Annotated in this window: 18 protein-coding genes; 6 read left to right on the top strand and 12 right to left on the bottom strand. The window is 70.2% G+C overall.

What is annotated here, in order from left to right; translation table 11 throughout:
* Positions 1 to 218: 218 nt before the first annotated feature.
* Positions 219 to 1,433, top strand: a complete 1,215-nt coding sequence (locus ACSU6L_RS02425) for a peptidoglycan-binding protein (protein ID WP_437053023.1) — start codon at positions 219 to 221, stop codon at positions 1,431 to 1,433.
* Positions 1,434 to 1,486: 53 nt separating this feature from the next.
* Positions 1,487 to 2,527 (top strand): peptidoglycan-binding domain-containing protein, encoded by a 1,041-nt coding sequence (locus ACSU6L_RS02420; RefSeq protein ID WP_437053021.1) that lies wholly within the window; start codon positions 1,487 to 1,489, stop codon positions 2,525 to 2,527.
* Positions 2,528 to 2,570: 43 nt separating this feature from the next.
* Here ACSU6L_RS02420 and ACSU6L_RS02415 read toward each other — a convergent pair whose 3' ends face one another.
* From ACSU6L_RS02415 to ACSU6L_RS02400, 4 genes are all read right to left on the bottom strand, one after another.
* Positions 2,571 to 3,992: a GH1 family beta-glucosidase gene (locus ACSU6L_RS02415; RefSeq protein ID WP_437053020.1), complete on the bottom strand. Its 1,422-nt coding sequence runs from the start codon at positions 3,990 to 3,992 to the stop codon at positions 2,571 to 2,573.
* An 87-nt stretch (positions 3,993 to 4,079) separates the two neighbouring features.
* A complete protein-coding gene (locus tag ACSU6L_RS02410; RefSeq protein WP_437053018.1) occupies positions 4,080 to 5,156 on the bottom strand; it encodes a DUF1996 domain-containing protein in 1,077 nt (358 codons plus the stop codon).
* Between the two features lie 24 nt (positions 5,157 to 5,180).
* The gene (locus ACSU6L_RS02405; protein ID WP_437053016.1) at positions 5,181 to 7,343 is read right to left on the bottom strand and encodes a discoidin domain-containing protein; all 2,163 of its coding nucleotides are present in this window, start codon (positions 7,341 to 7,343) and stop codon (positions 5,181 to 5,183) included.
* A gap of 99 nt (positions 7,344 to 7,442) precedes the next feature.
* On the bottom strand, positions 7,443 to 9,629 hold the full coding sequence (locus ACSU6L_RS02400; RefSeq protein WP_437053014.1) for a galactose-binding domain-containing protein: 2,187 nt from the start codon (positions 9,627 to 9,629) through the stop codon (positions 7,443 to 7,445).
* Positions 9,630 to 9,826: 197 nt separating this feature from the next.
* Between ACSU6L_RS02400 and ACSU6L_RS02395 the strand changes: the two genes are divergently transcribed.
* A complete protein-coding gene (locus tag ACSU6L_RS02395; RefSeq protein WP_437053012.1) occupies positions 9,827 to 10,846 on the top strand; it encodes a LacI family DNA-binding transcriptional regulator in 1,020 nt (339 codons plus the stop codon).
* Positions 10,847 to 10,897: 51 nt separating this feature from the next.
* Here the strand turns inward: ACSU6L_RS02395 and ACSU6L_RS02390 are convergent, their stop codons facing one another.
* From ACSU6L_RS02390 to ACSU6L_RS02375, 4 genes are all read right to left on the bottom strand, one after another.
* Positions 10,898 to 12,268: a GH1 family beta-glucosidase gene (locus tag ACSU6L_RS02390; RefSeq protein ID WP_437053010.1), complete on the bottom strand. Its 1,371-nt coding sequence runs from the start codon at positions 12,266 to 12,268 to the stop codon at positions 10,898 to 10,900.
* Between the two features lie 95 nt (positions 12,269 to 12,363).
* Entirely contained in the window at positions 12,364 to 13,203 is an 840-nt protein-coding gene (locus ACSU6L_RS02385) for a carbohydrate ABC transporter permease (protein ID WP_437064729.1), read from the bottom strand.
* A gap of 31 nt (positions 13,204 to 13,234) precedes the next feature.
* Entirely contained in the window at positions 13,235 to 14,242 is a 1,008-nt protein-coding gene (locus ACSU6L_RS02380; protein ID WP_437053008.1) for a carbohydrate ABC transporter permease, read from the bottom strand.
* Positions 14,243 to 14,256: 14 nt separating this feature from the next.
* On the bottom strand, positions 14,257 to 15,573 hold the full coding sequence (locus ACSU6L_RS02375; RefSeq protein ID WP_437053006.1) for an ABC transporter substrate-binding protein: 1,317 nt from the start codon (positions 15,571 to 15,573) through the stop codon (positions 14,257 to 14,259).
* A gap of 170 nt (positions 15,574 to 15,743) precedes the next feature.
* On the opposite strand from ACSU6L_RS02375, the gene ACSU6L_RS02370 reads away from it, so the two are divergent.
* Positions 15,744 to 17,054 (top strand): ROK family protein, encoded by a 1,311-nt coding sequence (locus tag ACSU6L_RS02370; RefSeq protein WP_437053005.1) that lies wholly within the window; start codon positions 15,744 to 15,746, stop codon positions 17,052 to 17,054.
* 570 nt (positions 17,055 to 17,624) lie between these two features.
* Here the strand turns inward: ACSU6L_RS02370 and ACSU6L_RS02365 are convergent.
* Together ACSU6L_RS02365 and ACSU6L_RS02360 are read right to left on the bottom strand one after the other, a co-directional pair.
* Complete coding sequence (locus ACSU6L_RS02365) at positions 17,625 to 19,748, bottom strand: M14 family metallopeptidase (RefSeq protein ID WP_437053003.1); 2,124 nt, start codon at positions 19,746 to 19,748, stop codon at positions 17,625 to 17,627.
* 12 nt (positions 19,749 to 19,760) lie between these two features.
* Positions 19,761 to 20,603 (bottom strand): hypothetical protein, encoded by an 843-nt coding sequence (locus tag ACSU6L_RS02360; RefSeq protein WP_437053001.1) that lies wholly within the window; start codon positions 20,601 to 20,603, stop codon positions 19,761 to 19,763.
* A gap of 441 nt (positions 20,604 to 21,044) precedes the next feature.
* Between ACSU6L_RS02360 and ACSU6L_RS02355 the strand changes: the two genes are divergently transcribed.
* The gene (locus ACSU6L_RS02355) at positions 21,045 to 21,554 is read left to right on the top strand and encodes a hypothetical protein (RefSeq protein ID WP_437052999.1); all 510 of its coding nucleotides are present in this window, start codon (positions 21,045 to 21,047) and stop codon (positions 21,552 to 21,554) included.
* Here ACSU6L_RS02355 and ACSU6L_RS02350 read toward each other — a convergent pair.
* The gene (locus ACSU6L_RS02350; protein ID WP_437052997.1) at positions 21,517 to 22,683 is read right to left on the bottom strand and encodes a PP2C family protein-serine/threonine phosphatase; all 1,167 of its coding nucleotides are present in this window, start codon (positions 22,681 to 22,683) and stop codon (positions 21,517 to 21,519) included. The two genes, ACSU6L_RS02355 and ACSU6L_RS02350, sit on opposite strands and share 38 nt — an antisense overlap.
* A gap of 69 nt (positions 22,684 to 22,752) precedes the next feature.
* Entirely contained in the window at positions 22,753 to 23,550 is a 798-nt protein-coding gene (locus ACSU6L_RS02345; protein WP_437052995.1) for a VOC family protein, read from the bottom strand.
* Positions 23,551 to 23,699: 149 nt separating this feature from the next.
* Here ACSU6L_RS02345 and ACSU6L_RS02340 point away from each other — a divergent pair, with 149 nt between their 5' ends.
* A complete protein-coding gene (locus ACSU6L_RS02340) occupies positions 23,700 to 24,692 on the top strand; it encodes a pirin family protein (RefSeq protein WP_437052994.1) in 993 nt (330 codons plus the stop codon).
* The last annotated feature ends 43 nt before the right edge of the window (positions 24,693 to 24,735 follow it).

Raw genomic sequence — 24,735 nt, 5'->3', positions numbered from 1 at the left:
GTGGGCCTGCATAGGCGGCCGTGCATGGATGCATCAAGCCGCGTGCCGGAGATGGTAGTTCGCACCGTGGATCTTGTTGCAGGGTGAGTCCGCGGCCGGCGACACCGCCCCGCGTCCCCCTACCCCTTCGCCCCCTCGCGGGGACGCTCCTGCCTGCGCGGACGGCGCGGCGGGCCGTGCCGCGGGCGTCGGGACCAGCCATCGGAAGGAACCGGATCATGGTCACAACATCACCCGTACGAGTGCGCCTGGCATGTGCCGCGGCGGCGCTGGGCGCCGCCCTCGCCGCCCTCCCGGCCCTCACACCGCCCGCCCAGGCAGCGCCCCCGTCGGCCTACCGGGTCACCTGCGTGGACACCAGTCACCACAACCACGGCCCGGCGGAGCGCACCCCGATCGACTGGCGGCGCGTCGCCCGCGACCACGGCTTCGCCTTCCTGAAGGCCACTCAGGGCACCCGCTACAAGGACCCCTGGTTCGCCCGCGACCACGCCGCCGCCGCGCGTACGACGCTGCTGCGGGCGCCGTACCACTTCTTCGACCCGCGCGGCACCACCGACGGGGCCGCCCAGGCGCGGCACTTCGTGGCCACGGCGCGCGCCGCCGGCTACCAGGGCGGCCGCCCCGGCGAACTGCCACCCGTCCTCGACGTGGAGAAGGTCCTCCGCGACGGCCGGGAGGTGTGTCCGCCGGCCCTGCGCGCCCAGCAGATCAGAGTCTTCCTGAACGAGGTGCGGAGCGCCTTCGGCGTCACTCCGATCGTCTACACCCGCGCCTCCTTCGTACGGGAGTGCATGGCGGGCAAGGGGGAGGTCTTCGCCGGGCACCCGCTGTGGCTCGCCCGGTACGGCAGCGGCTCCCGGGAACCGCAGCCCGTCCCCGGCGCGGGCGGCTCGTGGACGTTCTGGCAGCACACCGACCGCGGCAGCACCCCCGGCATCCCGGGCAAAACCGACCTCGACGTCTTCCGCGGCGGCCCGGCCGAGCTGCGGGCCCTCGCGGGCCGTGGAGCCGGCCAGCCGGGCACGGCCGGCTGGCCCACGCTCCGCTCCGGCGCGCGCGGCGTCGACGTCACGACGGCCCAGCTCCTGCTCACCGCCCGAGGCCACCAGGTCCCCGCGGACGGTGTGTTCGGGCCCCGTACGACGACCCAGGTCAAGGCGTTCCAGCAGGCCGCCGGTCTCCCCGTGGACGGGCTGGTCGGCGCCCGCACCTGGGCGGCGCTCGTCCCGACGCTGTCCCCGGACAGCCGTGGCAAGGCCGTCGAAGCGGCGCAGCGCCAGCTCACCGCCAACGGCCACACCGTCCCCGCCGACGGCGTGTTCGGACCTCGTACGACCACGCAGGTCAAGGCGTTCCAGCGGGCCGCCGGTCTCCCCGTGGACGGAGTCGTCGGGCCCCGGACCTGGGCCGCGCTCGTCGGCCGGTCGTGAACGCCGGCCCGCACCGGCCCCTCCCGCACCCCCACGCTGAGAAGGAGTCATCCATGTACTCGACCACCGCGCACCGCCGCCCCCGCGCCGCCCGGCTCGCCGCGGCGGCTCTCACCGCCGTCGTCGTGACCGGATCCGGCCTGGCGGCCGGGCCCGCCGCCACCGCCGCGCCCACCACGGCCGCACCGGCCGCCGCTGTCGGCGCCCGCGCGCAGGCGCCCGCCGCGACCTGGCCGCTGCTCCGGGCCGGGGACCAGGGAGTCGAGGTCACCGCGTTGCAGCACCTGCTCGTGGAGCGCGGCCGGCGGCTCGCCCTGGACGGGGTGTTCGGATCCGCCACCACCGAAGCGGTGAAGGCGTACCAGCGGGCGCAGCGGCTGCCCGCCGACGGCGTCGTCGGCTCCGCCACCTGGAGCAAGCTGGTGCCCACCCTGCGCGAGGGCGCGCGCGGGCCCGCGGTCAGGGCACTCCAGGCCCTGCTGACGGCCCGCGGCCAGGCGGTCCCCGGCGACGGCGTGTTCTCCGCCGGTGTCACGGCGAAGGTCAAGGCGTTCCAGAAGGCCGCGCGGCTGACCGCCGACGGCGTGGCCGGTTCCCGGACCTGGGCCGCGCTGCTCGCCGCCCGCACCGGCGCCCCCGAGGGCGGCCGGGCCGCGCTCGCCCGGCGGATCCTCGACACGGGCGGCATCACACTGGCCACGGTCCATCCCGGCGGCCGCCACGCGGGTTCCACCGCCCGGCAGAACATCGTGGACACGGCGAACGGCAAGGGCGCTCTGACCAGCCCCTGGAGCGACAAGCCCGGCCGCCGCGTCAACCTCGACACCCGCATGCTGAACGGCCTGCTGAAGCTGCGCACCGAGCACGGCTACCGGATCTCCGTCTCCGAGATCGTCGGAGGCGACCACAGCACCAACTCCAAGCACTACGCCGGGCTCGCCTTCGACATCAACCACATCAACGGCCGCCACGTCGGCTCCGGCGCCCCGCACCGCGCCCTGATGGCGGCCTGCCGCAAGCTGGGCGCCAAGGAGGTCCTCGGCCCCGGTGACGCCGGGCACGGCAGGCACGTCCACTGCGGCTGGCCGCGCTGATCCCCCGCTCCGAAGCGATGTGGCGCGCGGCACCGGGGCCGGGTCACCCGTGACCCGACGCACCGCGGACGCGGTGGGCGGTGTCGCGCAGCCACAGCGCGCTGCGTTTCGGCGTGCGGGTCTGGGTCGCGTAGTCGACGCGGACGAGACCGAAGCGCTGGGCATAGCCGTACGCCCACTCGAAGTTGTCGAGCAGGGACCAGGCGAAGTAGCCGCGGACGTCGGCCCCGCGGACGCGGGCCTCGGCGACGGCCGCCAGGTGGGCGGCGAGGTAGGCCGTGCGCTCGGTGTCGTCCACGAAGCCCTCGGCGTCGGGCCGGTCCTCGTAGGCGGCTCCGTTCTCGGTGACGATCACGGGCACGCCCGGGTAGTCGCGGGCGATGCGCAGCAGCAGCTCGGTGAGGTCGTGCGGCATCACCTCCCAGCCGAGCCCGGTCACCGGCAGTCCGCCGTGCGGCAGTCCGCGGGTGACGGGGGCGCCGTGGGCGTCGACGGTGGCGCCGCGCTCGTCGGTTCCGCAGACGCGCATCGAGCGGTAGTAGTTGACGCCGAGGGTGTCGACGGGCTCGGCGATGATTTCCAGGTCGCCGTCGCGGACGGGGATCCGGACGCCCCGCGCGGCCAGGTCGTCGATCAGGTCCCGCGGGTAGCGGCCGCGCAGGATCGGGTCGAGGTAGAAGCGGAAGCCGAAGGCGTCGGCCCGGCGGGCGGCCTCGCGGTCCGCCGGGCTGCCGGAGGCGGGCCGGCTGGTGCCCAGCAGGTGGGCGACGGCGATGTCGAGGGGACGGCGGGCGGCGGAGCGCAGCCGCCGCACGGCGAGACCGTGCCCGAGGTGCAGATGGTGTACGGCGCGCACACCGTCGGCGAGGGAACGGCCGCCCGGCGCGTGCACGCCCTCCACATGACCGAGTACGGCCGAGCAGAACGGCTCGTTGAGGGTGGTCCAGTGTTCGACGCGGTCGCCGAGGCGTTCGTGGACCAGTTCGGCGTAGTCGGCGAACCGGTGGGCGGTGTCGCGGGCCGGCCAGCCGCCCGCGTCCTGCAGCTCCTGCGGCAGGTCCCAGTGGTAGAGGGTGAGCCACGGCGTGACGCCCCGGGCGAGCAGTTCGTCGACCAGTCGGTCGTAGAAGTCGAGGCCGGCCGGGTTCGCCGGGCCGCGCCCGCCGGGCTGGACGCGGGGCCAGGAGACGGAGAAACGGTAGGTGTCCAGGCCGAGCGCGGCCAGCAGGGCGACGTCCTCGGGCATGCGGTGGTAGTGGTCGCAGGCGATGTCACCGGTGTCACCGTTGTCCACGGCCCCCGGGACGCGGCAGAAGGTGTCCCAGATGGACGCGGTGCGGCCGTCCTCGGCGGTGGCGCCCTCGATCTGGAACGCGGACGTGGCCGCACCGAAGCGGAAGTCCGGGGGCAGCCGGTCGATGAGGGCGTCGTGGCGGTCGGTGGCCGACGGGGCGGTCGTGGTCATGGCGGGTGGCGGTCCTCGCTGGAGTGGGCGTCGGCCCGGACACCGGGAGGGGGAGGAGGCGTCCGGGCCGACGGGAGGGGGAGGGGGTCAGGGGAGGCGGTGGTCGGCGTTCAGTACCGCGCCCCGCTCCGGGTGGTTCTGGTCGTAGCCCCGGGTGTCGCACTGCAGTCCGCCGACGATGCAGTGGTCCACCAGGGCCTTGAGGGTGCGCTCCTCCCACGCGTTGAAGAAGTCGTAGTGGAAGGAGTAGCCGCGTCCGCTGGCCAGGCGGACGTCGCTCATGTCGCCGTTGACCGGGAAGGCCATCTTGAACTCGATCATCGGCAGGGCGACCGGGTGGGAGGCCGGGCACATGTTGTCGTTGGTGCCGGGTTTGACGACCGGGTAGGCCATGTGGCTTTGGTGGTCGGGGGTGTCGAGGTACTTGCCGTCCCAGCAACTGGGTGCCTGGAAGCGGATGTTGAGCTGAACGTCGGGCCGGCTCGGGCAACTCGCCGGGATGTCGACGTTGAAGAAACTGTCACCGCATTCCCAGCCCTCGACGAAGCCCTTGTGGCTGCGGAATTCCTGGGCGCTCTGCATGGGGCTGCCGACGACGTACCGCAGTCCCTTGGGGAAGGGCCGCACGCTGGTGTAGTCGGTGACACCGGCTTTGTAGTAGATCACCTGCGGGCCGACGGGGAGGATCTTCTCGTCCCCCTTGTACAGGGACGGCATCCAGTACGCGGACGCGTCGGCCGGTGCCTTGCAGGTGGTGCTCCCTCCGTAGAGGCCGGCCGTCGTGCTGCCCGCGTGCGTCGTCGTGTTGCCCATGAAGGTGTGGTCGTGGGACCTGCCGGGCTGCCCCGGGTACACGATCGGGTCGTCCGGCGCGGTGTGCGTGACGGAACAGTTGGCCTGGAACTCCTTGTGGTAGCGCGGCGGCGGGGTCGCCTGGGACGGGGTGACGCCGGTGACCGGCGGGTTCGCCGGGATGTAGCCGTCGCCGTCGGGGTCGTCGGCCGTGGGTACCGCGGCCGCCGCCATGGCGTGGCCGGCGTGGGCGGACGCTCCGGTGCGGCCACCGACGTCGGATGCCGCGGCGAACGTGCCGGTGACCGACGCGGAGGCGGCCAGCGCGACCGTCAGCAAGAGGGCGGACAGGGTTCTCGATCGTGTTCTCATCAGCTTCTCCTCGGTGGGGTTGGATCAGCCGTAGATGCCGAACTCATGGAGGGAGTAGCCCCAGCCGGTGCCGCGGGCGGTGAGCTGGAGCCGGACGTGGCGGGCGTCGGCGGCCACGTCGACGGTGTCGACGTCGCCGTTGCCGGCGGTGGTGCTGTACACGGTGCGCCAGTTGGTGCCGTCGTCGGAGACCCGGACCTCGTACGCCTTGGCGTAGGCCGGGTCCCAGACGAGCTGGAGCCGGCGGACGGAGCGGACCGAGCCGAGGTCGACCTGGATCCACTGCGGGTCGCTCCAGTCACTGGCCCAGCGGGTGGTGGCGTTGCCATCGGTGGCGTTCTGCGGGGTGCACGGGCAGTCGCCGTAGGAGGCTTGGAAGGAGGAGGCGGTGGTGGGCCGGTTCAGGGCCAGGTTGGTGCCGGTGACGGGCGGGGCGACGACCTTGACGGACTTGGTCTCGATGCCCGCGTTGCCGTGTCCGTCCTCGGCCTGGACGTACACCTTCCACACACCGAGCTTCTCGGGGGCGGTGACGGCGAACGTGCCGTTGCCGGTGGCCCGCCACTCGGCCTCGACCAGGCGCTTGTCGCCGTTGGCGTAGTTGCCGCTCAGGAAGATCTTGTACGTGACGGCGTCGCCGTCGGGGTCGCGGACGTCGGCGCGCACGGTGAACTCGCCGCCTGCCGGGGCGGATCCCGCGGCACTGACGGTCATGCCGGTGACGACCGGCGGGGTGTTGTCGCCCGCCGTGGAACCCGTGTACGCCTTCTTCACGGCGTAGTACGACAGCCGCTTCAGGGCGTCGGGCACCAGGTTGAACCAGACGCCGCCGAAGTCGTGCTCGACGCCGTAGTGGAACACCGTCGCGCCCAGGGCGACGCCGCCGTGGCCGGTGACGCAGTTCCACGCCTTGGTGTAGCTCTCCGCCTTCTGCGCGTCGGACGGCTCGTCGGGGACTCCGTTGGCGTCGTCGGGCACCTCCCACTCGCCGGCCGGGCCGGTCTCGGTGACGATGTACGGCTTGCTGTAGCCGCCCTCCTCCCAGTCCTGGCGCACACCGCAGATGTCGCCGTAGGAGTTCATCGAGTACAGGTCCAGGTCGGGGGCGTTGCGCTTGTAGTACGGCCAGGCACCCGTCCAGGCGTCGGTGGACGTCACGGGGTGGTCCGGGTCGATGGAGTGGATCTTCTTCGCGACATCGTTGACGAAGGACGTGTACGCGTCGCGCTGGGCCTCCAGTTCGCTGCCGCTGTAGCAGTTCTGCAGGCCGAGGACGGACTCGTTGCCGACGTTCCACATCAGCGTCGCCGGGTGGGACTTGTACGTCTCGACCCACTTGGCGAACTCGGCGAGCATGTTCGTCTTGTACGCGGAGTCGGTCACGTAGTTCACACAGCCGCCGGATCCCGGGCCGCCGCCCGGCTGCAGCCAGAAGCCGTTGATCACCCGGATCCCGTGGGCGGCCGCGGCGTCCAGCAGCGGCTCGGTGCCGCCGTCGGTGCCCCAGGTGCGGATGGTGTTGACGCCCATGGACTTCACATCGGGCATGTGACGTCCGGCGTCGGCGATCGCCGGACCCCAGGTGACGCCCTTGACGGTGTACGGCTGCCCGCCGACGGTCAGCTGCCAGTCGCCCTGCGAGCCGGTGACCCGGACGGCGCCGCCGGGGCCGGGCTGGGTGTCGCCGTTGCCGTAGACCTGGAACTCCCAGAGGGAGTAGCCGTATCCGGTGGCGCGGGTGATGCCTTTGAGGCGGACGTAGCGGCCGGTGCCGGAGAGGGTGAGGTCGTCGGTTCCGCCGTCGCCGGCCTTGACGGACTTGGCGGTGCGCCAGTCGGTGCCGTTGTCGGAGAGCTGGATGTCGTAGGCCTTGCCGTAGGCGGCTTCCCAGGTGAGGACGACGCGGCTGATGTCGGCGCTGGTGCCGAGGTCGACCTGGAGCCACTGGTCGTCGGTCCACTGGCTGGCCCAGCGGGTGCCGGTGAGGTTGCCGTCGACCGCCGCCGAGGCGGCGAACGCGGCGCCCTCGCTGGACGACGCGGTGGCGGACTTGCCCTGCGAGAGCAGGGTTTCGGCAGCGGTGGCGGGCGCGGCCGTCACCACGGTGACGGATCCGGCGAGCAGGGCGCCCAACGACACGAGACAGGCCGCGTGTCGTCTTCTCCTCAAGGTGCGGTGCGGGGGCATGGCGGCTCCTGTGCGGGCGTACGGAGGGAAGGTCGGTTTCCCTCCCGGGCGGCGCGGCGGGGACTCGGGGCGCCGCCCGGGAGGGAGTTCACGGGACCGTCAGGGGAAGGACACGACGGTCGACGGGACGGTCGCGGTGCCCTCGGTGGGGGCGCCGGTGTCGTTGATGACGTGCTCGAACTGGCCGTTGCCGCCGAGCGAGACGGTGAGCAGGCTGTGGAACTTCACGCCGGGCTTCACCGGAGCCTTGAAGCCGTGGTCCTGACGGATCGTCGGGTCGACGTTGTAGTAGCAGTAGCTGCCCATGCCCCAGCCCTCGTGGGTGTCCACGGAGTCGTCGACGCGGTACGCCGCGTAGCCCTTGGTGGAGCCGTTCTGGATGGCGGCCTGGTTCGGGGCGTCGTACGCCTTCTCGTTCTGATAGAAGATCGTGCGGCCGCGCTCGCCGTACCACTCGACGTCGTACTTGTTGAAGTGCTCCACGAACAGGCCGGTGGCCAGCACGTCGTCACCGTTGACCCGGACTCCGTAATCGGCGCGGTTGGTCTCCCAGCCGACGCCCTCGCCGTGGTCGGCGCGCCACACCCAGGTGTGGTCGACGATGGTGTCGTCGTTGTTGACGACCATGCTGGTGGTGGCCTTGCCGGTGCCCGCGCCGCCGATGCGGATGTACACGTCCTGCACGGTGGTGGGGTTGGCGGAGTGGTCGGCGGAGGCGTTCTGCGGGCCGACCTCCAGCAGCGTCGGCGAGTTGACCGGTCCCGCGTCGATCAGGAAACCCGCCAGCCGCACGCCGTCCACGTCGGCGACCCGCATGGCGGTGACGCCGTTGTCCGGGATGATCGTGGCTAGGCCCAGGCCGAGCACGATCGTGTCGGGCCGGTTGATCTCGATGGTCCGGTCGACGTGGTACACGCCGGGCGTGAACAGCAGGTGGAGGCCCTGCGCGAGTGCCTGGTTGATGGTCGCGGCGGTGGCGCCGGGCTTGACCACGTAGAAGCGGCTGAGCGGGACGGACTGACCCTGCGGGGTGCCGCTCTCCCAGGTCGTGCCACGGGCGTTGGTGCGCTTGGCCGGCGCGAACACCTTGTACTCGTTGCCGTCGAGGTACAGGAACGGCTTCTCGCGGGAGACCGGGGTGTTCTGGAGGGTGGTGTAGCGCGGCTCGGGGAAGCTGTTCGCCGGGGCGCCCTCGACGCCGGAGAAGACCTGGTTCCACACGGAGTTCGACCATCCGCCGATGGAGCTGTCCCGCGTGTACCACTGCTGCTGCGAGTAGTTGCCGATCTGCCCGTCGATCTTCGAGTCGGCGATGTAGCCGCCGCTGGCCCAGCCGTAGCCGTTCGGCGCCAGGTTGAGACCGCCCTTGACGTGCATCCGGCGGAAGGAGGAGGCCTGCGAGACGGCCCACCGGTCGGTGCCGTTGACCGGGTTGACCGCGAGGTTCTCGGCGCCGCGCCAGAAGTTCTGCGTGGCGTTGCCGTCGAACCAGCCGGCGTCGACGGTGATGTCACCGTTGATCAGCGTGTCGTCGGGCTTGAGCCCGAGGCCCGCGATCTGGGTGTAGAAGCCGATCTGCGCGTTGAGGTTGTCGTAGGTGCCCGGCTTGAACAGGAAGGCGTGCCGGCCGTTGCCGAACTGTGCCGACTCCTGCTGCTTGAACACCGTGTCGAGCTTGCCCTGGATGTCGGGCGTCGACGGGTCGATCACGTGCACGTTCGGGCCGAGGTCGCCGCCACCCGGCAGCTGGGTGGTGTCGCCGTTGCCGTAGACCTGGAACTCCCAGAGGGAGTAGCCGTATCCGGTGGCGCGGGTGATGCCTTTGAGGCGGACGTAGCGGCCGGTGCCGGAGAGGGTGAGGTCGTCGGTTCCGCCGTCGCCGGCGGTGACGGACTTGGCGGTGCGCCAGTCGGTGCCGTTGTCGGAGAGCTGGATGTCGTAGGCCTTGCCGTAGGCGGCTTCCCAGGTGAGGACGACGCGGCTGATGTCGGCGCTGGTGCCGAGGTCGACCTGGAGCCACTGGTCGTCGGTCCACTGGCTGGCCCAGCGGGTGCCGGTGAGGTTGCCGTCGACCGCCGCCGAGGCGGCGAACGCGGCGCCCTCGGTCGACGACGCGGTGGCCGTCCGGCCCTGGGAGAGCAGCACCGGGTCGGCTGCGTGGGCGGAGGTGGCCGGTCCGAACGCCAGCAGCGTTCCGGCCAGGGACGAGACCAGCGCGCCGGCGGTGGCGCGTCTGGCTGTCGGGGAAGGGCGCCGGAAGGCAGGCGGTGTCCCGACTGAAGGCATGGGGGCTCCTCTTGGGTCTGACTGAGGGGAGAAGAGTGGGAGCGCGTGTGGGAGAGCGCTCTCCCGGAACCTTGCCCGCCCTGTCGGTGGCCGGTCAAGCATCGTGCAGCTCTTTTCTTTCGGCTTGGCTTAAGCCTGATGGATCACGTGCGGCTCCTGCGCGTACCCGGACGACGACAGCGCATTAGGGTTCCTGCGTGGCGAAGAGGGGACCGACTCTTGAAGACGTCGCGCGCGAGGCCGGGGTGTCGCGCGCGACGGTGTCGCGCGTGGTCAACGGGGTGCGCAACGTGGACCCGGAGATCCAGGAAGTGGTGCGCCGGGCCATCACCCGGACCGGCTACACGCCCAACCAGGCGGCCCGGTCCCTGGTGACACGCCGCACGGGCGCGGTGGCCCTGGTGCTCTCCGCGGTGGGCGAGGCCTTCGCCGCCCGGGTCTTCGCCGACCCGTTCTTCGGACGCGTGGTCGACGGCGCGCTCGGTCTGCTGCGCGAGCGGGGCGTCCAGCCGGTCCTGCTGGTGGCCGAATCGGCGCAGGCCAGGAGCCAGGTGGTGGACTACCTCGGACAGGGCGCCGCCGACGGGGCCCTGGTGGTCTCGCTCGACGTGGACGACCCGCTGCCGGGGATGCTGGTCGCGGCGGGGATCACGACGGTCACGTTCGGCCGCCCGCCGGGCGGTCCGCGGGCGGGCTTCGTCGACCTCGACAACGAGGCGGGCGCCCGGCTCGCGGCCGGACACCTGCTGGCCCGGGGCCGGCGCCGCCTCGCCACCATCGCCGCCCCCGACTCCGCCCCCGCCGCCCGGCAGCGCCTGGACGGCTTCCGCGAGGCACTGGCCGCGGCGGGCGTCACCGAGGTACCCGTGGTCAAGGGGCGGTTCACCGCGGAGAGCGGACGGCGGGCGATGGCCCGCCTGCTGCGCGAACATCCCCGCCTGGACGGAGTGTTCGCCGCGAACGACCTGATGGCCCAGGGGGCGTGCCAGTACCTGCGGGAACAGGGACTGTCGGTGCCGGGCGACGTGGCCGTGGTGGGCTTCGACGACTCCAGCGCGGCCGGCGAGTGCAGGCCGCCGCTGACGACGGTGCGCCAGCCGGTGGAGGAGATGGCCGCGGCGGCGGCCCGGCTGCTCGTGGAGCAGCTGCGCGGTACCGCCGAGCAGCCCTCGTCGGTGGTCTTCGAACCGGAGCTGGTGATCCGCGAGTCGGCCTGACCCTCGGTGCCGGTCCGCCCGGGACCGGCACCGAGGATCGGGCACCCGGGCTCAGGACACGGTGCTCCGGTGCGCGCGGATGATCTCCGCGTAGCGGCGCCCGCTGCTTTTCAGCGTGCGCCGCTGGGTCGCGTAGTCGACGTGGACCAGGCCGAAGCGCTTGTCGTAGCCGTACGCCCACTCGAAGTTGTCCAGCAGCGACCAGGCGTAGTACCCGGCCAGCGGGGCGCCCTTGCGCACGGCGCGGGCACAGGCGGCGAGGTGCTCCTCCAGGTACCGGGTGCGCTCGGGGTCGTGCACGCTGCCGTCGGCGGCGACCGTGTCCGGGTAGGCGGAGCCGTTCTCGGTGACGTAGATGCGGCGCGCCCCGTAGTCCTCGGTCAGGCGCATCAGCATGCCCTCCAGGCCCGCCGCGTCGACCGGCCAGTCCATGCCGGAGCGGGGCACGCCGGGCACCTTGACCTCACGGGCGTACGGCACCGGGCCCTCGGGGTCGTCGGCGACGACCACCGGGAAGTAGTAGTTGAGGCCGTGCCAGTCGGTCGGCGTCGCCATCACCTCCGGATCGCCGGGCCGCTCGGGCAGCTCCACGCCGTACAGCTCACGCATGTCGGCGGGGAAGCCGCGCCCGTACACCGGGTCGAGCCACCAGCGGTTGCTGTGGCCGTCCATGCGGACGGCGGCCGCGGTGTCCTCGGGGCGGGCGGAGGCGGGTTCCACGGTGGAGTGGTTCGTGACCAGGCCGATCTGCGCGCCGGGCGCGGCGGCCCGGACCGCCCGCACGGCCAGGCCGTGCGCGAGCAGGAGGTGGTAGGAGGCGCGTACGGCCGCGGTGAGGTCGGTCAGGCCGGGGGCCATCCTGCCCTCTAGGTGCCCGATCCAGCCGGAGCACAGCGGCTCGTTGAGGGTGGCCCACCGGGTGACGCGGTCGCCGAGGCGGGCGGCGACGACCGAGGCGTAGGCGGCGAGGTGTTCCGCGGTGTCCCGCTCCGTCCAGCCGCCGCGGTCCTGGAGGGCCTGGGGCAGGTCCCAGTGGTACAGGGTGACGGAGGGCGTGATGCCGGCGGCGAGCAGGGCGTCGACGAGGCGGTCGTAGAAGTCGAGACCGGCCGGGTTGACGGGGCCGTCGCCGCCGGGCAGGACGCGCGGCCAGGCGATGGACATCCGGTAGCCGTCGGTGCCGAGTTCCCGCATCAGGGCGATGTCCTCGGGCCAGCGGTGGTAGTGGTCGCAGGCGATGTCGCCGTGGTCGTCGTTGTCGACCTTGCCGGGGGTGTGGGAGAAGGTGTCCCAGATGGACGGGGCACGGCCGTCCTCGGCCACCGCGCCCTCGATCTGGTAGGCGGAGGTCGCGGTGCCCCAGGTGAAGTCGGCCGGGAAGGCGGCCAGGTCGAGGGCGTGCGGGGCTGCGGATTCGGACACGGAAGACCTTTCGGGAATGCGCGGGGGAGCGGGAGAAGGCGGGACTGCGGCTCCCGCCGCCCGGCAGGCGGACGCGGCGGGAGCCGGCGCGGGCGTCACTTCACGGCGCCCGCGGTCAGGCCGGTGATCAGATAACGCTGCAGCAGCAGGAAGCCGGCGACGACCGGCACGCTCACCACGAGGGACGCCGCCATGATCTGGTTCCAGTACACGTCGTTGAGCGTGGAGTACCCCTGGAGGCCGACGGCGAGGGTGCGTGTGGTGTCGTTCGTCATGACGGAGGCGAACAGCACCTCGCCCCAGGCGGTCATGAAGGCGTACACGGCGACCGCGATGATGCCCGGCACGGCCGCCGGGACGATCACCCGGAACAGCGCGCCGACCGGACCGCACCCGTCGACCTTGGCCGCCTCGTCCAGGTCGCGCGGGATCGAGTCGAAGTACCCGATCAGCATCCAGATGGAGAACGGCAGGGAGAAGGTGAGGTAGGTGAGGATCAGTCCGCCGCGGGAGCCGAACAGGGCGATGCCGGTGGCGTTGCCGATGTTGACGTAGATGAGGAACAGCGGCAGCAGGAAGAGGATGCCGGGGAACATCTGCGTCGACAGCACGGTGACCGTGAAGACCCGCTTGCCGCGGAAGTCGTAGCGGCTGACGGCGTAGGCGGCGAAGACCGCGATGGCCACCGAGCAGACGGTGGCGGCGCCCGAGACGATCAGGGAGTTCACGAAGTAGTCCGCGAGCGGCACCGTGTCCCAGATGTCGATGTACGGCCGGACCGTCAGCCCGGACGGGATCCACTGGAACTTCCCCGAGACGTCCTCCAGCGGCTTCAGCGAGCTGGAGAGCATCACGTACACCGGGAGCAGCACGAACACGGTCAGGACCGTCAGGAAGATCCGCCGGGTCCACAGGAAGGAGCGCGGGGCGGACATCGGCGACCGCGTGGCGCGCCGTTTCGAGGTGTCAGGCACGGGCCTTCCCTCCCCGGCCGGTGACCAGCAGGTAGACGCCGGTCACGACGAGCAGGAACAGCAGCAGCAGGACGGACATGGCCGAGCCGGTGCCGAAGTTCCAGGTCTGGAACGAGGACTGGTAGATGTGCAGGGAGATCAGGTCGGCGGACTCCGGGGCCGCCTTGCCGAACAGCACGAACGGCGTGTTGAAGTCGTTGAACGTCCACAGGAACAGCACGAGCACCAGCACTTGGTTGACGGGTCGCAGCGACGGCAGGGTGATGTGCCGGATCTGCTTCCAGACGCCCGCGCCGTCCAGGGCGGCCGCCTCGTACATGTCCTTGGGGATGTTCTGGAGGCCGGCCATCAGGGTCAGGAAGGCGAACGGCCAGCCCTTCCACACCGACACGGTCAGCAGCGCCCAGAAGGCGTTGTCGCCGACGAGCCAGAAGGCCGGGTCGTCGCCGATGCCGAGCTGGTCGTGGAGCATGTGGTTCACCAGGCCGTTGTCGCGCTGGAACATGAACACCCAGGTGATCACGGCGGCGTACACGGGCAGCGCGTACGGGACGAGGAACAGGGTGCGCAGCAGGCCCCGGCCGCGGAACTTCTCCTGGAGGAAGATCGCGGCGGCGGTGCCGATCAGCCAGCACAGGCCGACCGAGCAGACGGTGAACAGACAGGTGGTCAGGAACGACTTCAGCAGCGCCTCGCCCACGGGGGCGTTGAAGTCGACCGCCATCCGGAAGTTGTCGAGGCCGGCCCACGGGGCGTCGGACCAGTTGGAGATGTGGAACTGGGTCAGTTCCTTGAAGCTCATGACGATGCCCATGAGCATCGGCACGAGGTGGACGAGGAGTTCGAGGACCAGGGCGGGCAGGAGCAGCAGGTAGGGCAGTGAGACATGGCGCAGCCGCCGCCCGGAGCGGCGGGGGTTCCGCTGCGCTCCGGGACGGCCCGTCTTGCGCGTCGTCCCCGGCCCGGGCCTGTCGTGGCGGGATGCGACGGTCGTGGTCATGGCAGGAATCGCGCCTACTTCTTCGGCATCTGCTGCTGGGCCTTCTCGAGCTTCGCGCGCACCGACGCCGTGGTGACGGCACGGCCGGCGGCGGCGTCGGCGAAGAGGTCCTTGACCGCGGTGCCGACGACGGTCTCGAACTGGGACTCCTCGGGGACCTGCGGCAGCGCGGAGGCGCTGGTGGCGAGGGTGTCGCGCAGCACGGCGAGGGCCGGGCCGTCGAACGCGGGGTCCTGCTGGGCGCTCTTGACCGGCGGGATGGAGCCGTAGGCCTTGTTGAGGATCTTCTGCTCCTCGTCGCTGGTCATGAACTTCACGAACTCAAGCGCGCCGTCGACGTTGTCGGTGTTCTTGAACACCGACATGTTGATGCCGGCGACCATGGAGTTGGTGGCCTTGCCGGTGCCGGGCCGGCCGGACTGGACGGGTGCGGGTGCCACGCCCCACTCGTCGTCCTTCATGCCCTGCGTCTTGAACGTGGCGGAGGCGGTCTGCCACAGCACCATGCCGGTCTTGTCGTTGGAGAAGTCGCTCAGGGACTGGTTCTGGGCGTACTCGGCGTTGCCCGGGGCGACGATCTCGTGCTCGGCCATCAGGTCGACGTACTGCTTGACCGCGGCGACCGCGCCGTCGGAGGTGAAGTCCGGCTTGCCGTCGGGGGTGAAGAAGTCCGCGCCGTGCTGCTTGCCGAGCACGAAGACCTGGTGGATGTTGTTGGACAGGTTGGAGCCCTCGACGCCGATGCCGTTCTTGCCCTTGGCGGTGAGCTTCTTGCCGGCGGCGACCAGCTCGTCCCAGGTGGCCGGCGGCTTCTCTATGCCGGCCTCCGCGAACAGCTTCTTGTTGTAGTAGAGGGCGTACGCCATCGAGTAGAGCGGCACGGCGGCCGGGTCCTGGCCCTGGACGCCGGTCGAGCCGAGCGCCGACTCCACGAAGCGCTCCCTGCCGCCGATCTTGTCGAGGTTCTTCTCGTCCCAGGGGAGCAGCGCGCCGGTCGCCTGGAGCGAGGCCGACCAGGTGTTGCCGATGTTGAGGACGTCGGGACCCTGTCCGGAGGTGGTGGCGGTCAGGATCCGGTTCAGCAGGTCCGACCAGGGCACGACCTCCAGCTTCACCTTGATGCCGGTGCGCTTCTCGAACTTGTCGAGCTCGGGCTGGAGGACCTTCTTGTCGACCTCGACGCTCGCGCCCTGGTTGGAGGCCCAGTAGGTCAGGGTCTTGGGCGAGTCGTTCGACCCGCCGCCCGTCGTGGAACCGCCGCCGCACGCGGCCGCGGTGAGCGCGAGGGACAAGGTGACGGCGCCGGTGACTGCGGCTCTGATTCTGCGCATGGCTGCTCCGGACCCTTTCGGGGGATGACGTGGGAACCGGCACGGCGAGCGCCCCGCATGGCTCTCCGAACGGCTTAATTTACGCCGTGAGTTAATAACCACGAGAAGTGTGCGTCAAGGCCCTTGCCGCGGGTATGTTGCGGGCAGGGACCCTAAGGACAGGGGGCGAAGTGCCAGCGAGAAGTGGCCGCACGGTGCGTGACCTGCGGCGCGAGAACCGCGCCGCGGTTCTGCAACGGTTGTATTTCGACGGGCCGCTCAGCCGCCTCGCCCTCGGCCCCGCCATCGGGCTCAGCTCCGGCTCGGTCAGCAACGTGGTCGCCGAACTCGTCGCCGAGGGACTGGTCGAGGAGGCCGGCAGCGTCGACTCCGCCGGGGGCCGGCCGCGCACCCTGCTGCGCGTCAGCCCGGCCGGCGGCCGCATGATCGGCGTCGACATCGGTGAGACCCGCGTCCGCGTCGAGCTGTTCGACCTCACGCTCACCGAACTCGCCCGCACCGAGCGGGCCCTGTCCACCGCCGAGACCGACCGGCACGCCCGCTACGACGTCGCCGTCGTCGTCGGACACGTCCAGGACGGCATCGCCGAGGTGCTGCGCCGGGCCGGTGTCCCGGCCGAACGGCTGCTCGGCGTCGGCATCGGCGTACCCGGCATCGTCGAACACACCCCGCAGGACGGCGCCGTGGTGCACGGCCAGACCATCGGCTGGAACGGCGTCCCGCTGGAGCGCCTGCTGCGCGAGAGCGGCACCCTGCCGGCGAGCGTGCCGTACCGCATCGACAACGGCGCCAAGACGCTCGGCCAGGCCGAGATGTGGTTCGGCGCCGGGCGCGGCGCGCGCAGCGCGGTCTTCGTACTCTTCGGCTCCGGCGTCGGCGCCAGCGTGATCTCCGAGGACATGGGGCCCGGCCGGGCCGTCGAATGGGGCCATCTGACCGTCCGGGTCCGGGGCCGCCGCTGCCGCTGCGGAACCCTCGGCTGCCTGGAGGCCTACGCGGGCGCGGAGGCGCTGCTCGACCGGTGGCGGGAGGCCGGCGGCACCCCGCCCGAGGGCACCCACGAGGAGACGGCGCTCACCGCGATGCTCGCCGCCGCCTACCCGGACGACGCGGACACGGAGCCCGACCGGACCGCCCTCGCCGTGCTGGAGGAGACCGCCGAGTACCTGGGCGCCGGCTTCGCCGACCTCATCAACCTCTTCCAGCCCGAACGCATCCTCGTCGGCGGCTGGGCCGGACTCCAGCTCGGCAGCCGCTTCCTCGACGAGGTGAAGAGCCACGCCACGGCGTACGCGTTGCGCCACCCGGCCGCGCGCACCCGCATCGACCTGGGCAGACTCGGCCCCGAGGCGGTCACCGTCGGCGCGGCCGTGCTGCCCCTCGCCGACTTCTTCGCCCGCGGCGGCCGCCGCCCGCAGGAGCGGCCCAGCGCACCGGCCCCGGCGTGGCAGACGGCGATACGGGACCGGGTGACATCATGAATCCGCCGTAAGGTGCGGTCGTGGAAGAGATCCCGCCGTTCGAATACGACGGCCCATCTCGGCCGCGGCATGGGCGCCGGGACGGCCTGATGGACACGCTCGATCAGCAGCCGCCTGCCGTGAACGGTCAGCCGGGCATTACGGTGGGACACGAAGACCTCCGTGCGGTGCAGTCCCTGGCAAGCTCCCAGGGTGCGGAGCCGGTGGTGAAGCGACCTCGGGAAGGCTCTTGGTGGTCTTGCTGCCCTTAGAGGCCCGAACGAAGCCTTCGGACATGGCGGTGGGTAGTCAGGCAGAAGCGAGGAAGGTAGCGCTGCTCGGCGTCTTGGGCTGAGGCGGCGGGCAGGGTGCAGGTGATCACCTCGCTGCGGAACAGGAAGGCTTCGATCTCCTCTGCCTCTGCGTCCGACTCCTGGGCGCATGCCTCGCACGGGTCGATCTCGGGCACACCGGCGGGCGGTTGTGTTCGGACGAGCCCGAACGCCCGTAGCCGCCTCGGCCCCCGTCACACGTGCGGTCGCGAGGGCCGCTCCATGCCGGCTCGCGCGCCGTGGCCTTCGCCAAGATCAGCTAAACCTGCGGAGGCGGCCCCGGTGACCAGTTTGGCTCCTCATACCAGCCGGATGGATCTCGAACGAATCTCCGGAAACGGCTGCTCGTTCGGGCTATAACGTCCAACGTTCTAGAATGATCGCTGAATCTTGCGATCATCGTGATCGCATCGAACGGCCTCTCCTCGCGGCCAAACTTGGTGACATCTGTAGACCATTCTTCGTCGTAACTCTTGCGAGTGAAGTGAGCGAGATAGCCGTCTGCCATGGGCGTGACAAGGTGGAACCGTTGTTCATACTCGATTTTTCCATCCTCGAATAGGCGCTCGACCAGGACTGGGTTACCGACCGGATACACGGGTGAGCCAAGAGATGTATCGGGGCGGATGATCGTTTTTGGACCAACCCATTGAGAGTCGGCTGTGGCTCGGGAGTACTGGACGATGCGTTCGTTGATGCGGGCGACGACTTCAAGAGCGCCGTCGGCGCTCTGGACCATGCTGACCGCATCCACCAGCTCGTCTCCGCCGAACAGGCCGGGCCCATGCCACGGGGCGTTTGGGTCACCCCGCCAGAAGTGGGCGAGTCCGCCACCTGCCATCGGGGTGACAACTTCAAGATTGTCAGGTCCGAGACTGCTTTGAATGAGAACGGGATTCCCGCGTGCTTTCGTGTCGCCTTCGCCGAGCTGGGGGAGAAAAACGGGACCATGCCATGCAAATGCGGAGTCACGCCAGAAATGCGCAACGCGAAATCCGATGCGCGCTACGAGTTCCAAATTTCCGGGTCCGAAGGAGCTTTGAATCATGCTTAGAGCTGCCACCTTCTCCGTTTTGGCGAAATGCGTGCCATAATTCCAGAAAGTTGATCCTCCGGGCCTGTCATGGTACTTCCACCAGTGTTCTATCCCGCCCTCCGCGAGCGGGGTCGCGAACTCGATGTTTCCAGGGCCATACGTGCTTTGGATCACGGCCGGGATGCCGTGAGGAACACCCGGGGACGGTGGAGTCGTTTGATTGGCGGCGTGAAGGCAGACACCGATAAGGCCAGCGGTCACGTCCGCTATGATGAGTTTCATCTCTGCCCAGCGTGGCTGGAATTCTCTGCCCCACTCGACAGTAGTGCCAATGATTTTGCCGAGATTCGGGTCAACGAGATGTCGAGAGTAGGCGTAGTCGTCGATCGTTCCGCAGGTCGGGTACAGGTCAAAAGCCTGAAACACCCCATAGGGTGTTCCGCGTACGCGGCTGGCACTACCTGAAAAGCTCTGCGCGAGGGATTCTGCGGCATCCAGATCGGCGGGATCGCGAAACTCGGCATAACCTAGATCGGTGTCTATACCGCGTCTTTGATCGAATGCGGCATTGCGGAAGTTCATCGTCGGATCGGTCGTTTGAGTGTTGTCATCGCCCCAACTGAAGAGAACGTCCTCACTGAAACTATGGAGATCGACAACCCATTGAACCGACGGATGAGAGTCAAACAGGGACCTGACATTTCGAGTCTCGGGTTCGGAAAACGCCTCCGGGCCCTGATACGCCTGGGAATAATCACAAGGCTTCTCCGATACCGTGACCTTCCTTGCCGCCGCATCCTCTGCCACTACCGTCGGATGGAACGCCCTCTTGAAGTCGAAAAGAAAATCAAAATTCCTGTTGATGTCGACACCCCAACACGCGGGAGACGGAGGCGGATTGCTGTCCTTATCGCGCGGCGGCCTTCGATTCTTGCGCCACATGCCGGCAACCTCGTACTGGTGACTCATGCTCCAGTGTCGACCATCTGGGTTGACCAAGGGAAAGACTATGATGTCAATTCGGTTGAGGATTATCCCCAGCTGCTCCGCGCTGAAGGTCATATTCCCGTAGCGTAGGCCCGTGCCCGCCACCCAGGCGCGCAGTAAATCTGAAATAAAATTGATGAGGATTTCGCAGCTACCCCATTCTCGCGCGTGTATGCCACCCGTAAGCATGATCGTCGGCCTGTTCTCTGCCGGCGCGCTGCTGAGTCGGATGGCATGGCATGTTCGCTCATCATGCGTCCGATTGGCCAACGTGATCAACTCGCAGGTTGACGGATTCATGCTCGCAATGTTGATGAGCGCGGTCTCTACCTCGTCAACGTTCAGGTATCGGTCGTCCATGTTCGCCGCCTTCTAGATCAGCTCTCCGACTCCTGCCGGAATGCTGCCGTCCGCGAACCGATTAGCTTGCAAATTCACATCACGTTGAGAAAGACGTTCCGTTGTCGCGTCCGCGAGTATGTCGACAGTGATCCCCTGAGATGGGAGCAAGTCGAGAGTCTCGTTCGACGCGTAACACGCGACGCGGGGCATGCCGCCAGGACCACGTCGCACACCTTGTTCAGAAATGATCTCGCTGTGCCTGTGCATCACTGAGACCAGCAGGTTCGCATCGGAACTCGCTATCACGGCCCGCATGACTCGTAGACCAGGAGCTCGTTCATAGAGGCCAGCCAGATCGGCCAGGGCGGCCTCAAGGTGCGCGTCGTCAGCATGCTGCAGGCAGATCGACGCGCGCTGGGCAGTGGCATCGACGGCGTCGGCAATGTGATGGTGAGTGGTCAGCTCGTGCGAGAGCGCGTGCAACAACTGGGCGATCTTGAGGAAGTTGGTGGTTCCCGGGGTGGCTGCGGCGTGCCGGTAGCCGCTGACCGCTTCGCGTGCGGGGGCCAGCGCATCCGTGTCGCGTTGTGCTGTCCACAGCCGGATGGCCAGGTGGTGTAGGCCCATCGCCAGGGTGAACCGATGGTCGGCCAACTCGCCGGCCGCGGTCGGCGGGTGTGTCCGCAGCACATCCACGGCCGCCTGCTGGGCATCGACGGCGTCGGCAACGTGATGGTGAGTGGTCAGCTCCTGCGACAGCGAGTGCAACAACTGGGCAATCTGCAGCACCCTCGCGCCAGGTGCGTCAGCGGATGCTCGCAGAGCCTCAATCTCAGACGCCGCCGAACCTGCCGTTGCGGATCCTTCGGCCATCAGGCATCTCCTCGTTCGGGCGCACCAGTCGACCACACAAGAGGGATGGTTTCGCTGTATCAGTGCAGCTTGAAAGCCGCACTTAACCGGTGATGTCCTGCGTCCCGGCTGACCTTATCCGCTTCAGGAGGTAGCCCGTGCACGTTTGCGATGGGGAAAGGTCAAGCGCCGGCCATCGAACGCTCCTCACCGCCTTCAAACTGGACGGGGAGGCGACTCCATTATTCCCAGGCTCCCTCGAAACGCCGGCTTGTCAAATTCAGGGTGCTGCATGGACAAGATCGTTGCGTCGCGAGGTGGCGACAAAGCAACACGTCGGCACGGCAGCGCGCGACATGTGGCGGGACGCCTTCGAGGAGGCGATGGGCCTACGAGGACGCGCTGAGCGCCGGTCAGCGGCTGTTCGCCGATGTGCTCGCCGCGCGGGCGCGCTCCTGGCCCGTGGACCCGCTCGGCGCCGTACCGCTGGCGCCGCCGCGCACCCCGTACGGCCGGCTGCTCGCCTACCTGGACATCGACGACCCGGAGCTGCGCAGGGGAGTGCTGACCGTCGGCGCCCACTTCGACGGCGCCGCCGTCCGCGGCGACCGGCTCCACAACCAGGACCTCACGCTTCCCGGGACGCCGACCGAACTCGCCTTCGCCGCCGACGCCGTCGGCCCGGCGGAGGCGGCGAGCCGGACGGCCGACTGGTTCGAGGCGGTCCTCGCGCGGCCGCCGGCGTGCTGCGAACGGCTGCACGACGGGCGGACGTACGCCGTCCGGCACGAGTACGCCGACACGGGACGGGGGCTCGGCGAGGGCTTCGGGGACCGGCTCGCGCCGGCCGGGCTGCGTGCCCGCCTGGCCGCCGACGGCGTGGACGGGGGACGTGGCCGGATCGACCGGGCGGGCCTCGGCGAGCCCGACCGGGTCATGGTCGTCCGGGGCGACCCGGCCGCGGTGCGGTGACACCGGGCGGCGCCTCGCGGGCGATGGCCACCATGGCGGCGTCGTCCCCGAGGTGGCCGCCCAGCGTGTGGGCGAGCAGGTCCGCGCGCAGATGGCGCAGGAGGGCCTGCGGGCCGTCCTCGGGGGCGGTGGCCATGCGCTGGGCCAGCGGATAGAAAGCCCCGGAGCCGTCGCGGGCCTCCATGACGCCGTCGGTGTACAGCAGCAGGATGTCGCCGGGAAGGAAGGGGAAGTCCTGAACGGTGAAGGGGGAGTCCTGGAACGCGGTGAGCCCCAGCGGAGGGGCGGGATCGCGTACCTCCAGGGGGGTGACCCGGCCTTCGCTGAGCAGCAGGGGCGGCGGATGGCCGCAGTTGATCAGGTGCAGAACGGATGTCTCGTCGGGGACGTCGAGGACGGCGGCGGTGATGAAGGCCTCGCTGGGGGCCTTTCCGGTGCCGGGCGCCGCCGCTCCGGGGTCGTCCAGGTCGGAGGAGACGGTTCCCTCCAGCCAGGCGACCAGCGAGGGCAGGTCGGCCTGCCGGTGCGCGGCGGCGCGGAAGGCGCCGAGCAGCAGGGCGGCGTCACCGATCGCCGCCAGTCCCTTGCCGCGCACGTCCCCGACGATGAACCGGGTCCCGCGCGAGGTGCGCACCGCGGCGAACAGATCACCGCCGATCTGCGCCTCGGCCTCGGCGGCCAGGTACACCGAGGCGAGGCGCAGCGGGCCGATCCGGCGGGGCAGCGGCCGCAGCACGACCTGCTGGGCGGCATCGGCCACCGTGCGCAGTTGCGAGAGCTGTCTCTCGTGCTGTTCCCGTAGGTGGGCGAAGAAGGTGACGCATACCGAGATCACCACCAGCGCGGTGATCTGGAGACTGTGGTTGAGGTCGACGAGACTGGTCCGTACGACCGCGACGACCGCCTGTGCGAGGACGGCGAGGGCGCCGACGCCCGCGGTGGTCCAGGGGCCGGCGAAGGACGCGGTGAGGGCGGGAGCGGCGGCCAGGAAGGGGCCGAGGTGCACTTCGGCGGGCGCGATGATGTCGCTCACGGTGACGATCGCGATGAGCGCGAGCGGCACCGCGAGCAGAGCGTGCTGCCCTTCCCCGGATCCGCGGTGACCGCCGTGCCGCAGCCGAAGGTCCATGGAACCTGCATACACCCGCGCGGTGCCGGGCACCTCCTCGCGCGGGTGTGCCGGACGCCGTTTCGGCGGTCAGCCCTGGGTGGGAGTGAGGACCACGAAGTCCGCGTTCGCCGGGTCGAGGCAGACCGCCAGCCGACCGACGCCCGGCGCGTCCTCCGGTCCCATCTGGACGCTCCCGCCGTTGTCGGTGACCCTGGCGACCGCCGCCTCGCAGTCCTCGACGTGGAAGACGGGGTGCCAGTACGGCCGCCCGCCGGCCAGCGCGAGGTGCTCCGAGGGCAGTTGCATGATGCCGCCGTGCATGCGCTCCTCGGGCAGTCCGGCGGGGGTGATGAGGGAGTAGGTGCCGCCACCGCCCGGCAGTTCCGTGTCGCTGAACCGCCAGCCGAGGACTCCGCCGTAGAAGTCCTTCGCGCCCGCGGCGTCGCTCGTGTACAGCTCGGTCCAGGACAGCGAGCCCGGCTGGTCGACCAGCTCCACGCCCTTGCTGGTGCCCGGCTGCCAGACGGCGAACTGGCCTCCCAGCGGGTCGTCGTACTGAGCCATCCGGCCCCACTCGTCGAGGTCTCTCGGCTCGACCCGCACGGTGCCGCCCGCGTCGCGCACCGCCTGGGTGGTCGCGTCGGCGTCGGCGACGCCGAAGTAGATCATCCACGCGGAGCGGGCGCCCTCCTCGGTGAGCTTGCCGAGCCCGGCGACGATCTTGCCGTCCTTGCGGAACACGCCCCCTTCCATCTCCTCGCTCTCGCCCATGGACTCGTAGTCCCACCCGAGCACGGCGCCGTAGAAGGACGCCGTGGCCCGCACGTCGGGGGTGCCGAGGTCCAGCCAGCAGGGGGAGCCGGGGGAGAAGTCCGTGGTGATCATGGCGGCGGTGCCCTTCCCTTGGTCCTGTGTGGACCCAGCGTGACACCGGCCACCGACAATCGCCCGTCAGCCGTGCTCACGGCGTGTGGCGTATTGTTGAAATAAAAACAATCATGGTGGACAATCATGGTGGCAGGAGGCGGTCCCAGATGAGCAACGTCGAGACACGACCCGTCGAGGTGCGATGCGGATCCACCGAGGACGGCGGCGCGCCCTCCTCCGTCGAGCCGCGCGTGGACGTTCTCACCCCGCGCGACGTGCCGCTCGGCGGTCCGCGCGCGATGACCGTACGGCGCACGCTGCCCCAGCGCGCCCGGACGCTGATCGGCGCCTGGTGCTTCGCCGACCACTACGGTCCCGACGACGTCGCCGGCACCGGCGGCATGGACGTCGCCCCGCACCCGCACACCGGACTGCAGACCGTGAGCTGGCTGTTCAGCGGTGAGATCGAGCACCGCGACAGCCTCGGCAGCCACGCCCTCGTGCGCCCCGGCGAGCTGAACCTCATGACGGGCGGCCACGGCATCGCCCACTCGGAGGTCTCCACCCCGCGCACCACGATCCTGCACGGCGTACAGCTGTGGGTGGCGCTCCCCGAGGAACACCGCGCCACGGCGAGGGAGTTCCAGCACCACGTCCCCGAGCCGGTGCGGCGGGACGGCGCCGAGATCAGGGTCTTCCTCGGCGCCCTCGCCGGCGTCACCTCCCCGGTGCGGACGTTCACGCCGCTCCTCGGCGCCGAGATCGTGCTGGAACCGCACGCGACGCTCGCCCTGCCCGTGGACCCCGGCTTCGAGCACGGCCTCCTCGTCGACCGGGGGGACGTCCGCCTGGCCGGAACCCCGCTGCGTCCGGCCGAGCTGGGCTACACGCACCCCGGCGCCGGCACCCTGACCCTCGTCAACGAGTCGGACGGCACGGCCCGCCTCGTGCTGCTCGGCGGCCCGCCGTTCGAGGAGGAGATCGTCATGTGGTGGAACTTCATCGGCCGCGACCACGAGGACATCGTCCGCGCGAGGGAGGACTGGGAGAACGCCTCCGACCGCTTCGGCGCCGTGGCCGGATACCCGGGCGAGCGGCTGCCCGCCCCCGCCCTGCCCCATGCCACCATCCGGCCGCGCGGGAACCCGCCGCGCCGCTGAGTGCCGCCCTGCCGCTGGGGCGCGCGGGCCGGTGCCGTGCGCT

Origin of the sequence: Streptomyces sp. enrichment culture (assembly GCF_964272855.1) — a bacterium.
Lineage (GTDB): Bacteria > Actinomycetota > Actinomycetes > Streptomycetales > Streptomycetaceae > Streptomyces.
Note: the sequence above shows the minus strand (reverse complement) of the source record. Positions and strands in the feature narration are given on the sequence as shown.

What these genes read in the sequence shown, in the direction of transcription:
- ACSU6L_RS02365 (WP_437053003.1), bottom strand. Translation starts at nt 19,748, where the DNA reads ATGGACGACCGATACCTGAACGTTGACGAGGTAGAGACCGCGCTCATC.
- ACSU6L_RS02385 (WP_437064729.1), bottom strand. Translation starts at nt 13,203, where the DNA reads ATGTCCGCCCCGCGCTCCTTCCTGTGGACCCGGCGGATCTTCCTGACG.
- ACSU6L_RS02350 (WP_437052997.1), bottom strand. Translation starts at nt 22,683, where the DNA reads ATGGACCTTCGGCTGCGGCACGGCGGTCACCGCGGATCCGGGGAAGGG.
- ACSU6L_RS02380 (WP_437053008.1), bottom strand. Translation starts at nt 14,242, where the DNA reads ATGACCACGACCGTCGCATCCCGCCACGACAGGCCCGGGCCGGGGACG.
- ACSU6L_RS02420 (WP_437053021.1), top strand. Translation starts at nt 1,487, where the DNA reads ATGTACTCGACCACCGCGCACCGCCGCCCCCGCGCCGCCCGGCTCGCC.
- ACSU6L_RS02415 (WP_437053020.1), bottom strand. Translation starts at nt 3,992, where the DNA reads ATGACCACGACCGCCCCGTCGGCCACCGACCGCCACGACGCCCTCATC.
- ACSU6L_RS02400 (WP_437053014.1), bottom strand. Translation starts at nt 9,629, where the DNA reads ATGCCTTCAGTCGGGACACCGCCTGCCTTCCGGCGCCCTTCCCCGACA.
- ACSU6L_RS02425 (WP_437053023.1), top strand. Translation starts at nt 219, where the DNA reads ATGGTCACAACATCACCCGTACGAGTGCGCCTGGCATGTGCCGCGGCG.
- ACSU6L_RS02405 (WP_437053016.1), bottom strand. Translation starts at nt 7,343, where the DNA reads ATGCCCCCGCACCGCACCTTGAGGAGAAGACGACACGCGGCCTGTCTC.
- ACSU6L_RS02410 (WP_437053018.1), bottom strand. Translation starts at nt 5,156, where the DNA reads ATGAGAACACGATCGAGAACCCTGTCCGCCCTCTTGCTGACGGTCGCG.
- ACSU6L_RS02360 (WP_437053001.1), bottom strand. Translation starts at nt 20,603, where the DNA reads ATGGCCGAAGGATCCGCAACGGCAGGTTCGGCGGCGTCTGAGATTGAG.
- ACSU6L_RS02375 (WP_437053006.1), bottom strand. Translation starts at nt 15,573, where the DNA reads ATGCGCAGAATCAGAGCCGCAGTCACCGGCGCCGTCACCTTGTCCCTC.
- ACSU6L_RS02340 (WP_437052994.1), top strand. Translation starts at nt 23,700, where the DNA reads ATGAGCAACGTCGAGACACGACCCGTCGAGGTGCGATGCGGATCCACC.
- ACSU6L_RS02345 (WP_437052995.1), bottom strand. Translation starts at nt 23,550, where the DNA reads ATGATCACCACGGACTTCTCCCCCGGCTCCCCCTGCTGGCTGGACCTC.